Consider the following 12,485-nt stretch of genomic DNA (forward strand, 5'->3'; position numbering starts at 1 on the left):
GCGTACAGCCATGGGGAACCTGGACCGGGCCGCGCTGGAGGCCGCCGTGCGGCGGTACTTCGAGGCGTGCAACAAGGTCGACCGCGACCTGTTCGCCACCTGCCTCTCCGAAGAGGTCGTGCACTACCTGGCCCACGGCATGGCGGGGCCCGTGCACGGCATCGACCCGATCGTGGAGCGCTGGGGCGCCGACGTGCGGGCCAACGGCTCCCACTGGGCCGTCGACGCCGTCTACGCCGACGAGCACACCCGTACGGCCGTCTGCGAGTGGACCGCTTTCAAGCCGCGCCTCGGCAAGGTGCTGCGCGGCGCGGAGGTCTACCGCTTCGACGACACCGGCCTGATCGACGAGGTCCGCATCTACTACGCGTCGCCGCGCGACGACACCCGCGACGCGAACGAACTGGAAGGGTTCCCCTACGCCGACCGGGGGTTCGCCACATGAGCGGCGCCGCCCCGCCCGTCCCGCCGCTCGACGACCGGGACGGCGTCATCTGGCTCGACGGGGCCTTCGTGCCCTGGCGCGAGGCCCGCCTCCACGTCCTCAGCCACGGCCTGCACTACGGCGGCAGCGTCTTCGAGGGCGAACGGGTCTACGACGGCCGGGTCTTCGCGCTCTCCGAGCACAGCGCCCGGCTCGTCGCCTCGGCCCGGCACATGGGCTACGCGCTGCCGTGGACGGCCGCCGAGCTGGACGCCGTCACGCGCGAGGTCGTCGCCGCGGCGGACCTCACCGACGGCTATGTGCGCCCCGTCGCCTGGCGCGGCGGCGACACCCTGCGCCTGGTGGCACCGGACAGCCGCGTCCACCTCGCCGTGGCCGCCTGGCCCTGGCCCCGGATCTTCACCGAAGGGCCGCGCGGCATCCGCCTTCGCACCTCCCGCTGGCGGCGCCCCGCACCCGACACCGCCCCGATCCGCGCCAAGGCGGCCGCCCTGTACGCCATCGGCGCGCTCGCCGGGCAGGAGGCGGAGGAGGCGGGCTTCGACGACGCGCTGCTCCTCGACCACCGGGGCCGCCTCGCCGAGGCCACGGGCGCCAACCTCTTCCTGGTCATCGACGGGGAACTGCACACGCCGCCGCCGGAGTGCGTCCTGGACGGGATCACCCGCCGCACCGTCATCGGCCTGGCAGGGGGCCTCGGCCTCCCGGTCGTCGAGCGCCACCTCGCCCCGGCCGAACTCGACCGCGCCACCGAGGTGTTCCTGACCGGCACGGCGTACGAGGTGCAGCCGGTCACCGGCGTCGACGGCAGGAGCTTCCCGCTCGGCGAGGTCGGCGCGGCCCTCACCGAGGCGTACGCGCGCGCCGTACGGGCCGGGGGCGCGGACCGGTCGGGGTATCCGGCCCCGGCGGGCGCGGGGAGCGACACCGGATGACCGGTACCGAGCCCTCCGGGTCCTCCGGGTCCTCCGGGTCTTCCGGGGCCTCTGAGTCCTCTGAGTCCTCTGGGTCTCGCCGGTCGAGCCCGCGGCCCGCCCCGCCCGGCGGACAGCGGGCCGCCTGGGCCGAGGGGGCGCGCGCCGCCGTGCCCTTCACCGTCGCGATCTTCGCCTTCGGCGTGTCCTTCGGCGTCCTCGCCAAGGGCGCGGGCTTCACCGCGCTCGCCGCGACCTCGATGTCCGGTCTGGTCTTCGTGGGCTCCTCGCAGTTCGCCGCGGTCTCCGTGATCGTCAACGGCGGCGGCTGGGCGGCCGCCGCCGTCGCCGGGACGCTCCTGAACCTGCGGTACCTGGTGATGGGCTTCGCCATCCTGCCCGCCCTGCGCGGCGGCCGGGCGCGCCGCGCCGTCGAGTCGCAGCTGGTGATCGAGGAGTCCTGGGCCATCGCGAGCGACGCCGACGGACGGTTCGACCGGGTGCGGCTGCTCTCCTCCGGCGTGGTGCTCTGGCTCGGCTGGGTCCTGGGCACCCTGGCGGGGGCCATCGGCCCCTTCCGCGCGGTGGACATCCTCAACTACGGCCTGGACGCGGTGTCCCCGGTGCTGTTCTTCCTGCTGCTCGCCCCCCATCTGGGCACCGCCCGCAAACGGTCGGCGGCCGCGACGGCCGCGGTGGCCGCCGCCGTCCTCACCGCGGTCGCGGTGCCCGACTCCGCCATCGCCGTGGCCTGCGCCGTCGCCGTCGGCTGGACCTGGTGGGCCGGGAGGAAGCCATGAGCAACGACCCGTGGATCGTCGTAGGCGCCCTGGTGGTGACCACGTTCCTGATCAAGGGCGCCGGTTCCCTGGTGATGGGCGACCGTGAACTGCCCGGCTGGTTCCCGCGGTTCGTGGAGTACCTGACGCCCGCGCTGCTCGCCGTCCTGGTCGTCACGCAGCTCGTGGGCTCGGCGGGAGCGCACGGCATGACCTTCGACGCGCGCCTCGCCGGCTTCGCGGGAGCCCTGGTCGCCTGGCGGCTGAAGGCCCCCGTACCGCTCGTCGTCCTGGTGGCCGCGGCGGTCACGGCGGGCGTACGCGCGCTCGGCTGACCCCGCCCGCGCCCCCGCGCCGACGCGCTCAGCCGGTGTCGGCCTCCGGGTGCCCGGCCGCGGCGGCCCCGGCGCGCTCCACGGCCGCCGCGAACTCCAGGGCCTCGGTCAGGCCCGGCAGGTGGCCGGTGGCCCGGTGCAGGCGCACGGACCGCTCGACGGCCCGGGCCGCCTTCGCGGTCTGGCCCAGGGCCAGATGGACACGTGCGAGTTCGGTCAGGGCCGCGCCCTCGGCGAGCCCGAGCCCCGTCTGCCGGGCCGTGCTCAGGGCCCGGCGGGTGCACGCCAGGGCCTCGCGGCTCTCGTCGAGGTGCCGGTGCACGGCGGCGAGACCGAGGCACGCCTCCACCTCGGCCCTGCGGCAGCACGCCGCGCGGGCCGCGTCCAGGGCCCGCCGGTGGTGGTCGAGGGCGCCGGGCAGGTCGTCGAGGCGCAGCAGCACCGTGCCGATCGTGTTGAGGGCGTCCGGCTCGATCAGACGGCGGCGCGTGCGGTGGGTGACGCCGAGCGCGTCCACGGCGTACTTGAGCGCGAGCCGCGGGTCCCCCGCGTCACGGCAGACCGCCGCGAGGGCGGTGAGGGCGCCCTCCGCCGCATAGGTGGCCAGGAGCCTGCCGTCCACCGCGAGCGCCCGGGTGAGCAGCCGCTGTGCCTCCTCCATGGCGCCGAGCGCGTGCTGCACGGTGGCGCGGCCCCACAGCGACAGCATGACGGTGTGCTGGTCCCCGGAGGCCTCGGCGCGCGCCCCCGCCTCGTCGAAGTGGCGGCGCGCCGCCTCCGCGTCGCCCTGGTCGAGCCGGGCGCGGCCGAGCAGGAACAGGGCCCACGCCTCCCCGGCGGGCTGCGCGCCCTCGCGGTAGAGGGCCAGGGCCCGCTCGGCGTCGTGGGCCGCCTGCTCCAGGGCGCCCCGCTCGCGGTGCGACGCGGCGAGGCCGAGCACCGCGCCCGCCCGCTCCACGGGCTGACCGGCCCGCGCGAACAGCTCGTCGGCGCGGGCGCTGTGCTCCAGGGCCTCCTCGTGCCGGGCCAGCTCCCACAGGACGTAGCACAGGCTCCAGTGCATCACCGCCCGCGCGTGGTCGTCGCCCTCGGCCTCGGCGGCCTTGAGCCCCGCGTGCGCGGCCCGCAGCCAGTCGGTGCGTCTGCCGTGCTCCATCAGGTGTCCGTGGACGGCCAGGGCGGACTTCCAGGCGAAGGGCCGCGGGCCGTGGCGCACCGCGTGCTGCGCGCAGGCGAGCAGCGCGGGCCGTTCGTCGTCGAGCCAGGCCAGGGCGGCGGTGTCGTTCCTGAAGGCCAGGGGAGCGGTGGGGGAGCCGTCCGGCTCCGGCGGCCGGGCGGCGTACCAGGAGTAGAACGTGCCGTACAGCTGGCACGCGGCCTGCTCGGCGGTGCCGAGGTACCAGGTGAGCAGGCGGCCGACGGCCTCGTCGCGCACGGCGGGGGCGTCCTCCGCCGCGGCCCGCTCCCCGGCGAACAGGCGGACGAGGGCGTGCAGATGGAACCGGCCGGGGCGGTGGGTCTCCAGCAGGCTGCGGGCGGTGAGCTGGTCGAGGAGGCGGGTGGTGGCGGGCACCGCGGCGCCGGTCAGGGCGGCCGCGGCGGGCACGGACACCTCGGGGCCCGGGGCGAGCGCGAGCAGCCGCAGGGCCTCCCGCTCCGGGGCGGGCAGGGAGCGGTAGGACAGGGCGAGGACGCCGCGCACGCCGGTGTGGCGCTCCTGGTCGAGGGCGAGTTCGCCCAGGCGGTCGGCGCGCAGCTGGCCGACGATCCGCGCGATCGGCAGATGCCGGTCGCCGATGAGGTGGGCCGCGACGATCCGTACGGCGAGCGGCAGCAGGCCGCAGAGCCGGACGGCCTCGGCGGCGGCGTCCGGTTCGCCGCGCACCCGGTCCGCGCCGATGACGCGGCCGAGCAGCGCGAGCGCCTCGTCCTCGCCGAAGACCGCGAGGCTCACCCGGTGGGCGTCGTGGAAGGCGGTCAGGCCCCGCAGGTCATTGCGGCTGGTGACGACGACGAAGCAGGTCGGCGAGCCGGGGAGCAGCGGCCGCACCTGTTCGAGCCCGGCCGCGTCGTCGAGCAGGATCAGGACGCGCTTGCCCGCCAGGAGCGAGCGGTACAGGGCGGCCTTCTCGTCGGTGCTCTCCGGCAGGTGCCCGGTGCCGACGCCGAGCGCCCGCAGGAGCTGGCCGAGGGCCTCGTCGGCGGTGGTCGGGGGCTCGGCGGCGTGGCCGCGCAGGTTCGCGTACAGCTGGCCGTCGGGGAAGCGGTCGGCCACCCGGTGCATCCAGTGCACGGCGAGGGCGGTCTTGCCGACGCCCGCCATCCCGGAGACCGAGGAGATCACCAGGGTCTGCCCCGGGCCCGTGTCGTAGCGGGAGAGCAGCGTGTCGAGCTCCCGCAGCTGGTCGGCGCGGCCGGTGAAGCTGGCGACGTCGGGCGGGAGCTGACGGGGGACCGGGCGCGCGGCGGGCGGGGCCGCGGGGGCCGGGGACCGCTCGGGGGCGAGCGCGGGGTCGCCGACGAGGACGCGCTGGTGCAGCTCCTTGAGCTGGCGGCCCGGTTCGATGCCGACCTCGTCGTCGAGGAGCTGGTAGAACTCCCGGTACGCGGCGAGGGCGTCCGCCTGCCGGCCCGAGCGGTACAGGGCCAGCATCAGCTGGCGGCGCAGCCGCTCGCGCAGCGGATACTCCCGTACGAGCGGGGTCAGCTCGGCCATCGACGCCTCATAGCGGCCGAGTTCGACGAGGGCGTCGACGCGGTCCTCGCGGGCCACCAGGCGCAGCTCTTCGAGACGGTCGGTCTCGGCCAGGGCGAAGCTGCGGTCGCTGACGCCTTCGAGCGCGGGCCCCGTCCACAGGGCCAGCGCCTCGTCGAGGAGGGCGACCACGGTGGCGGCGTCGCCGTCGGCTGCGGCCTTGCGGGCCTGGTCGGTGAGGTGGACGAAGCGCAGCGCGTCCACCTGCTCGTCGGCCACCTGGAGCGTGTAGCTGGTGTTGCTGCGCGCGCCCGCGCTGACCAGGACCGCGAAGCCGGAGGTGGCCCGGCTGCCCGGCTCCAGGATGCGGCGCAGATGCAGGACGTGGGTGCGCAGCGAACTCACGGCGCCGTCCGGGACCTCGCCCTCCCACAGCAGCTCGGCAAGGCGCGAGGTGCTGACGGGGCCGCGGGCGAGCGCCAGGGCGGCGAGGAGGGCGCGCTGCTGTGGTCCGAGGCCCACGTGGCGGCCCTGGACCTCCACGCTCACCGGGCCAAGGAGCCGGATGCGCACCGACTCCCGCGGTGTCTGCGCCTCCTGGGGCTCCGAGATGCGGCTCACTCGACTCCCTCTGCTTCCCGGTTGGCGGTCCCTGCTCTAGTAGTCGCTGTTCCGCCCCCGTCCGGTTGCCGCTCCCGCCGGGTCAGGGCCCGGACGGGGCCTCGCCGGACTGGTCGGGTCCGGTCTCGTCGGGGCCCGTCACGAAGCGCCGGATCACGCCGTCCGACACCGTGAACTCCCAGGCGGTGTCGATGTCGTTCCAGATGTCGTTGTGGAAGCGGGCGCTCACGCACAGGCCGTCGGGCGACTCGCGCACCACCTCCATCCGCGCGTGCGAGGAGAACAGCTCCCGTTCCACCCACGCGTGGAGGTCGCGCTCGGTGCCGACGTCGATCACGGTGGCGTCCTTGGCGAGGACGGTCCAGAGGGCTTGCTGGTCCTGGGCGTTGACCGCGTCGACGAAGGCGCGTACCGCCGGGTGGGAAGGCCTGCCGCTGGAGGAGGTCATCTCCGCTGCTCTCCTGGTGGTTCGGGGTGGTTCGGGGTGGTTCCCGGTCGTTCCGGTCGTTCCGGTCGTGGTGCGGGCGGTCAGCCGTCGGTGACGGCCCGGTGCAGGGCGTGGGTGTCCTCGAACAGGTGGTAGCGCGCGACCCGGCCGTCGACGACCGTGAGGTGCGCGGCGAAGGGCGTGGTCAGCGGCTTGCCCGTGGCTTTGACGGTGTCCCGCAGATGGCCGATGATCACTCCCTGCTCGCCGTCGACGACGATGTGCGTGACGGTGAACTCCTCCGGCTGCAAGTACTCGTGCAGCGTGGTGAAGAACTCCGTCACGCCCTTGTGCCCGGTGCGGTTCCCCGACCACGGCACCGCGGGCGAGCCGGGGGCGAGGAACTCCGCCGACTCCGAGAAGAGCCGCACCGCGCCGTCCAGGTCCCGGTCCGCGAGCCGGGCCAGATAGGCGTCGATCACTTCTCTGGTGGCCCGCGCGGACGTCTCGGGGGAGTGCGTGGACATCTCACCAACTCCTCGTCTGTGGCTGACGGCAGGACCGGCCGCACGGCCGGCCCGCTGGTCGTGGAGTCCCAGTGTGGTGCGCCTGTGGCGGGGAGCGTAAGGCAGTCGCCGGTTTCGCGCCACGAGTTGGCGGTGCGCCGTGGTTGAGCACGCGTGGCCGCAGGTGACGGAGGGAGGGGAGTACCCCCGTCCGGGGGTGTTCCGCGCCCCTGACGGGGGTGGAGCCCGTACGGCCTTCCCCGGCGGGCATCGCCGCACCACCGGCTCCCGTTGGCCGCGCACGGCAGCTGACGGGCCCCGCCGCGCGCCCGCGGGGGCCGTCCGTCTCGGCTGCGGCGGGCCCGGGGCCTCCACCGCTCCCGGCGGCCACCGGCGGAAGGGCTCACGGAGATCGAGCCGCCGACGCCCTAGGGCCTGTCCGGTGGGTCGGCGCGGCGTCACGACGTCTGGCACGCACGCTCGCCGCGTTGCCGAAATGTCCTAGTAGCTCCTTCCCCGAGCTCTCGGCTCCGCTCGAGCAGGGGAGACCCCATCCGAGGACATCCCGGCGCCTTGCGATCGCACGCGCCCCCAAGTTCTCGGCTCCGCTCGAACAGGGGGGACCCCCTTGACGCCGCTCCTTGCTCCACGCCGACCCACCGGACAGGCCCTAGCCTGTGGTCCCGGCTTCGGCCCCCGGCCCGGCCCCGACCTTGGAGCGCACACCGTGACGCAGCCCGTACCGGAGATTCCGTTCCCCGACGCCCACCGACCCGACGGCACCCCCGCGCCGCACGCCCACCTCGCGCCCGTGACGGGCCTCCTCGGCACCTGGCACGGCCTGGGCGACGGCGGCTATCCCACGCTCGAAGGGGACTTCGCCTACGCGCAGGAGGTCACCTTCAGCCACGACGGCAGGCCCTTCCTGCGCTACGAGGCGCGGGCGTGGATCCTCGACGCCGACGGCGGACCGCTGCGCCCCGCGGCCCGGGAGAGCGGGTGGTGGCGGCTCCTGGCCGACGGCCACGTGGAAGCGGTCATCTCCCAGCCCACCGGCATCGTGGAGGTCGCGACCGGCGCCGCGGCCGACGGCACCGTCGACCTCGCCACCCACCAGGTGGCCCTCACCCTCACGGCCAAACGGGTCGACGCCACCCGCCGCCGCTACGCCCTGGCCGACGACGGCACGCTCGCGTTCACCCATGACCTGGCGGCGGTGGGCCAGCCGCTCCAGCACCACCTCTCGGCGACACTCCGGCGCGCCCACTAGCCGACAAAAGAGGTCGTACGTGTCGTAGACGTCGAAGAGGGGGAGCGGCTGTCCCGGCCGACGAGACGTCCCGCGCGCGCCGCGCGCAGGCCCGGGAGGGGCGCGCAGGGGGGCTTGCGTGAGTTTGTGCCGCGCGTGGTCGGCCAGCAGGTTTCGAGCCAACTCCCGTGCCGCATAGCTCAGATGCCGACGCGGTCATTCGGCCATCAGGTCGAAAGGCCCGCGCGGTGCGTTCGTCCACCGGCCGTCAGGTCAGTGGTGATCAATGAGTACGGCGGCACCGCGCGCTCGGGGCGCGGTGCCGTGGCACGCACCCCCCCCACAAGAGGCCCGCCACGGGCCCGCACAGAGGAGGACCCCCTCATGCGACGTCGACTTGCCACCCTGGCCGTGAGCGCCGCCGCCCTCACCCTCGGGACGGGCCTGGCCGCAGCCCCCGCATCCGCCGTTCCCGCGGACAAGGCGCAGGTGCTCAGCCGCTGGACGCAGACCGACGCGGGCAGCTACAGGGCCTGGGCCGCGGCCCGCGCCAACCAGGGGGCGTGGAGCGCCTACCAGTTCAACTGGTCCACGGACTACTGCTCCTCGTCCCCCGACAACCCCTTCGGCTTCCCCTTCCAGACGGCCTGCGCCCGCCACGACTTCGGCTACCGCAACTACAAGGAGATGGGGGCCTTCAGCGCCAACAAGGCCCGCGTCGACAGCGCCTTCTACGCCGACCTGAAGAGAGTCTGCGCGGCCTACAGCGGCGCGAAGAAGACCGCGTGCGACGCGACGGCCTGGACGTACTACCAGGCCGTCGACAAGCTCGGCAGCGTCGCGCCCACCCACACCAAGGCGGCGGCCTGAAGCAGCCGGTGAGGCGGCCCCCGGGGTTCTCGTGCGGCCCCTGGGGTTTTCCCCACCCTCCTGGGCCTGCTGGCCGGACCCCGGAGGGGCCCGCTGACCGGATGGATCAGTTCCTCTTGATCGCGGAGGCTGAGCACGTCGCGATGTCCGACCGGACGCCGCGATGCCCGACGGATGGGAGATCCAGTGTTCAGCCTGAAGTCCTCGCGCCGCACGGTGGCGCGCACCGCCGCGGTGGCCCTGGCCGGAGCGGCGTGCGCCGTCCTGCTGGCCGGCAGCGCCGAAGCCGTCGTCAACGGGAAGGATTCCACGCGGCGTTACCCGGCGATGGTGTCGATCCCGGTGACGGGCGTGGACGACCCCACGTTCAAGGGCGTCTGCGGCGGATCGCTGATCGACGCTCAGTGGGTGCTCACGGCCGCCCACTGCGTGGACCCGACGCTCGTCACCCTGGACGGCACCGTCCGGATCGGCAGCGAGTGGAAGAAGTCGGGGGGCACGGTCCGGTCCGTCGCGAAGACGGTGTCCCACCCGGGCTACAGGAACGGCGAGGGCGCCGGTCCCAACCGCGACGACGTCGCCCTGATCCGCCTGGACCGCCCGGTCGCCGAGAAGCCCCTGCGCATCGCCGACAAGCCGGGGCGGCCCGGCACCCCGACCCGGATCCTGGGCTTCGGCACCGTCGACGACGCCCCCGACCCCGCCGAGTGGGTCTTCCCCGACCGGCTCCAGGAGCTCGACACGCGCAGGGGAGCGGCCTCGGAGTGCGCGCCCGGCTACGCGGACCGAACCCGTCTGTGCACGATCAGTCAGGTGCCGAAGGCCATGGCGTGCAACGGCGACTCGGGCGGCCCGCAGCTCCAGCGGGACCGCGCGGGGCGCTGGGAACTCATCGGCGTCACCTCGGGCCCCGGCGCCCCGGGCGTGCGCTGCAGCGAGGGCCCTGGGCTCTACACCAGCGCGCCCGCCTACGCGGGCTGGATCCACAGGACGACCGGCCGCAACGGCTGACCGGGGCCCCGACGCGGCGCGCGGCGCGGGCCGTCAGACGGCGAACACCTGCGAGTCGTCCGCGAACGCCTTGAACTCCAGGGCGTTCCCGGCCGGATCGAGCAGGAACATCGTCCACTGCTCGCCCTTCTGCCCCGCGAAGCGGACATAGGGCTCGATCACGAACCCGGTGCCCGCCGCGCGCAGCCGCTCGGCAAGCGCGTGGAACGCCGGGACGCTCAGGAGCAGGCCGAAGTGCGGCACCGGCACGTCGTGCCCGTCGACGGGGTTGTGCACGCGCGGCGCGCGCTCCGGCGCGAGGTGCGTGACGAACTGGTGCCCGTGCAGGTTCCAGTCGACCCAGGCGTCCGAGCTGCGGCCCTCCTCCAGGCCGAGCACGCCGCCGTAGAAGCGCCGGGCGGCCGCCAGGTCGTCGACCGGCATGGCCAGGTGGAACCGCGGGGCGGGGGAGTCGAGGTCCGTCATGCGACTGCCTTCCAGGAGCGTTTCGGTGTTACGGAGCTGACACTGCGACTCTTCCTTCCCAGGGCCGCGCCTTCGAACCCCCCGCCCCCTTGCCAACCTCCATCCGCCGCGCGCGAGTTGTGGTCCCGTGCCCCATAGGTCGGGACCGCACCGGCTCCTACAGTCCCCGCGTATGACCGAGACCCGAGCCGCACCGCACGACCGCCGCCGGACGGGACCGCCCGTCCTGGCCCTCGCCCTCCTCCTCGTCCTGGCGTTCCTGCCGGGCACGTCACCCGCCGTCGCCGCACCGCACCGGGCCGGTGCCGCGGCCCTCCAGGAAGTCACCGGATTCGGCACCAACCCGGGGCAGTTACGGATGTTCCGCTACGTTCCCGACGGGCTCGCCGCCGGGCGGCCCGTGGTCGTCGTCCTCCACGGGTGCACACAGAACGCCGCCGGATACGGCACCGGCAGCGGCTGGACCGAACTCGCCGACCGGTGGGGGTTCTCCCTCGTGCTGCCGCAGCAGCAGCCGGTCAACAACATCTCCTCGTGCTTCAACTGGTTCCGGACCGGCGACACCACCCGCGGACTCGGCGAGGCCGCGTCCGTCGCGCAGATGGTCGACCGGCACCTCGCCGACCTCGCGGGCGACTCCCGGCGCGTGTACGTCACCGGGCTCTCCGCGGGCGGCGGCATGACCTCCGTGATGATGGCCGCGTACCCCGAGCGGTTCGCGGCGGGCGGCGTCGTCGCCGGACTCCCCTACGGCTGCGCCCAGGCCGCCGCCTCGCCCTGGGTGTGCATGAGCTCCGGCGGCGGGCTCGGCCCGCGGCAGTGGGGCGACCGCGTACGGGCCGCGCGCCCCGGCTACGGCGGCCCCTGGCCCACCCTCACCGTCCTTCACGGCACCGCCGACCAGAAGGTGAACCCCGTCAACATGACCGACCTGACGGAGCAGTGGACCGACGTGCACGGAGCCGACCTGACGGCCGACGTCACCGACACCGTCGCCGGCTACCCGCACCAGGTCTTCCGGGGACCGGGCGGCGCCCCCGCCGTGGAGACGTACCGCGTCACCGGGATGGGGCACGGCCAGCCCGTGGACCCCGGCACCGGCGGCGAGCGGTGCGGCACGGCCGGGCCCCACCTCCTGGACGTCGGGCTCTGCGCGGCCCACCGCCTCGGCCGCGCCTGGGGCCTCGACACCTGACCCGGGCCCGGTGGCCGCACGCGCTCATGGAGCAGGGCACCACAGGTCCGGTGGCAACTGTGGTGCCCGGCCACATGGGCGAGCCTCCGCGCCGACCCTAGGTTTCCGGCTATGACAAGCGGACCTCACCTCAACTCCGCCGCCCGCGGAGCCCCTTCGGCGGCCGTGGACCTGCGCGGCCGCACCGCCCTCGTCACCGGCGGCGGCAGCGGCATCGGCCGCGCCTGCGCCGCGGCCCTCGCGGCGGCGGGCGCCGAAACCCACGTCGTGGACATCGACGCGGCCGCCGCGAAGGCCGTCGCCGACGCCGTCGGCGGGCACGCGCACACCGCGGACCTCGCCGACGCGGAGGCGATCGCGGCGCTGCCCACCGCCGTCGACGTCCTCGTGAACAGCGCCGGGCTCCAGCACGTCGCCCCGCTCACCGACTTCCCGCCCGCGCGGTTCACGCTCGTCCAACAGGTCATGGTCACCGCCCCGTTCCTGCTCCTGCGGCAGACCCTGCCGCACATGTACGCGCGGCGCTGGGGCCGCGCCGTCCACATCTCCAGCGTCCACGGGCGGCGCGCGAGCGCCTTCAAGAGCGCCTACGTCGCCGCCAAGCACGGCCTCGAAGGCCTCAGCAAGGTCACCGCCGTCGAGGGCGCCCCGTACGGCGTCACCAGCAACTGCGTCAGCCCCGGCTACGTCCGCACCCCCCTGGTCGAGGGCCAGATCCAGGACCAGGCCGCCGCCCACCGCGTCAGCGACGACGCCGTGGTCAGCGACGTGCTCCTCGCCCGCTCCCCGATGAAGCGGCTCATCGAACCCGAGGAGGTCGCCGCGGCCGTGCTCTGGCTGTGCGGACCGCACGCCGACTTCGTCACCGGCACCTCCCTGCCCCTCGACGGCGGCTGGACCGCGACCTGACCGCCGTCCCCGGCCGCCCGGAGCTCCCCGCACGACCGCCCGTCCCCGCCGAACACCTGGAAGT

13 protein-coding genes are annotated in these 12,485 nt (G+C 74.8%); 9 read left to right on the forward strand and 4 right to left on the reverse strand.

Translation table 11 applies throughout. From position 1 onward, the window contains the following. The first annotated feature begins 10 nt into the window (after positions 1–10). The 4 genes from CP982_RS34780 to CP982_RS34795 all read left to right on the forward strand — a co-directional run bounded on the left by CP982_RS34780 (position 11) and on the right by CP982_RS34795 (position 2,473). Positions 11–445: a nuclear transport factor 2 family protein gene (locus CP982_RS34780; RefSeq protein WP_150514096.1), complete on the forward strand. Its 435-nt coding sequence runs from the start codon at positions 11–13 to the stop codon at positions 443–445. Then, complete coding sequence (locus CP982_RS34785) at positions 442–1,380, forward strand: branched-chain amino acid transaminase (protein WP_150514097.1); 939 nt, start codon at positions 442–444, stop codon at positions 1,378–1,380. Before CP982_RS34780 ends, CP982_RS34785 begins: the two co-directional genes overlap by 4 nt. A 149-nt stretch (positions 1,381–1,529) precedes the next feature. After that, positions 1,530–2,159 carry an AzlC family ABC transporter permease gene (locus CP982_RS34790; RefSeq protein ID WP_170316546.1) on the forward strand — a complete coding sequence of 210 codons (630 nt, stop codon included), beginning with the start codon at positions 1,530–1,532 and terminating at the stop codon, positions 2,157–2,159. Beyond that, on the forward strand, positions 2,156–2,473 hold the full coding sequence (locus CP982_RS34795; protein ID WP_030681519.1) for an AzlD domain-containing protein: 318 nt from the start codon (positions 2,156–2,158) through the stop codon (positions 2,471–2,473). Before CP982_RS34790 ends, CP982_RS34795 begins: the two co-directional genes overlap by 4 nt. A gap of 28 nt (positions 2,474–2,501) precedes the next feature. Here the strand turns inward: CP982_RS34795 and CP982_RS34800 are convergent, their stop codons facing one another. The 3 genes from CP982_RS34800 to CP982_RS34810 all read right to left on the reverse strand — a co-directional run bounded on the left by CP982_RS34800 (position 2,502) and on the right by CP982_RS34810 (position 6,743). Beyond that, a complete protein-coding gene (locus tag CP982_RS34800; protein WP_150514099.1) occupies positions 2,502–5,789 on the reverse strand; it encodes an AfsR/SARP family transcriptional regulator in 3,288 nt (1,095 codons plus the stop codon). Positions 5,790–5,871: 82 nt separating this feature from the next. Next, the gene (locus CP982_RS34805) at positions 5,872–6,237 is read right to left on the reverse strand and encodes a nuclear transport factor 2-like protein (protein WP_150514100.1); all 366 of its coding nucleotides are present in this window, start codon (positions 6,235–6,237) and stop codon (positions 5,872–5,874) included. A gap of 80 nt (positions 6,238–6,317) precedes the next feature. Beyond that, the gene (locus CP982_RS34810) at positions 6,318–6,743 is read right to left on the reverse strand and encodes a nuclear transport factor 2 family protein (protein WP_150514101.1); all 426 of its coding nucleotides are present in this window, start codon (positions 6,741–6,743) and stop codon (positions 6,318–6,320) included. Positions 6,744–7,449: 706 nt separating this feature from the next. On the opposite strand from CP982_RS34810, the gene CP982_RS34815 reads away from it, so the two are divergent. From CP982_RS34815 to CP982_RS34825, 3 genes are all read left to right on the forward strand, one after another. Beyond that, positions 7,450–7,992, forward strand: coding sequence for a heme-binding beta-barrel domain-containing protein (locus CP982_RS34815; protein ID WP_150514102.1), 543 nt, complete (start codon positions 7,450–7,452; stop codon positions 7,990–7,992). Positions 7,993–8,355: 363 nt separating this feature from the next. After that, positions 8,356–8,841 carry a phospholipase gene (locus CP982_RS34820; RefSeq protein ID WP_150514103.1) on the forward strand — a complete coding sequence of 162 codons (486 nt, stop codon included), beginning with the start codon at positions 8,356–8,358 and terminating at the stop codon, positions 8,839–8,841. A 186-nt stretch (positions 8,842–9,027) separates the two neighbouring features. Then, the gene (locus CP982_RS34825) at positions 9,028–9,852 is read left to right on the forward strand and encodes a S1 family peptidase (RefSeq protein WP_150514104.1); all 825 of its coding nucleotides are present in this window, start codon (positions 9,028–9,030) and stop codon (positions 9,850–9,852) included. Between the two features lie 33 nt (positions 9,853–9,885). Here CP982_RS34825 and CP982_RS34830 read toward each other — a convergent pair whose 3' ends face one another. Beyond that, positions 9,886–10,317 (reverse strand): VOC family protein, encoded by a 432-nt coding sequence (locus CP982_RS34830; RefSeq protein WP_150514105.1) that lies wholly within the window; start codon positions 10,315–10,317, stop codon positions 9,886–9,888. A 172-nt stretch (positions 10,318–10,489) separates the two neighbouring features. Between CP982_RS34830 and CP982_RS34835 the strand changes: the two genes are divergently transcribed. Together CP982_RS34835 and CP982_RS34840 are read left to right on the forward strand one after the other, a co-directional pair. After that, on the forward strand, positions 10,490–11,512 hold the full coding sequence (locus CP982_RS34835) for an extracellular catalytic domain type 1 short-chain-length polyhydroxyalkanoate depolymerase (protein WP_150514106.1): 1,023 nt from the start codon (positions 10,490–10,492) through the stop codon (positions 11,510–11,512). Between the two features lie 111 nt (positions 11,513–11,623). Further along, entirely contained in the window at positions 11,624–12,421 is a 798-nt protein-coding gene (locus CP982_RS34840) for a 3-hydroxybutyrate dehydrogenase (RefSeq protein WP_150514107.1), read from the forward strand. Positions 12,422–12,485: the final 64 nt, after the last annotated feature.

Source organism: Streptomyces spectabilis (genome assembly GCF_008704795.1).
In the GTDB taxonomy this organism is placed as follows: Bacteria; Actinomycetota; Actinomycetes; order Streptomycetales; family Streptomycetaceae; genus Streptomyces; species Streptomyces spectabilis.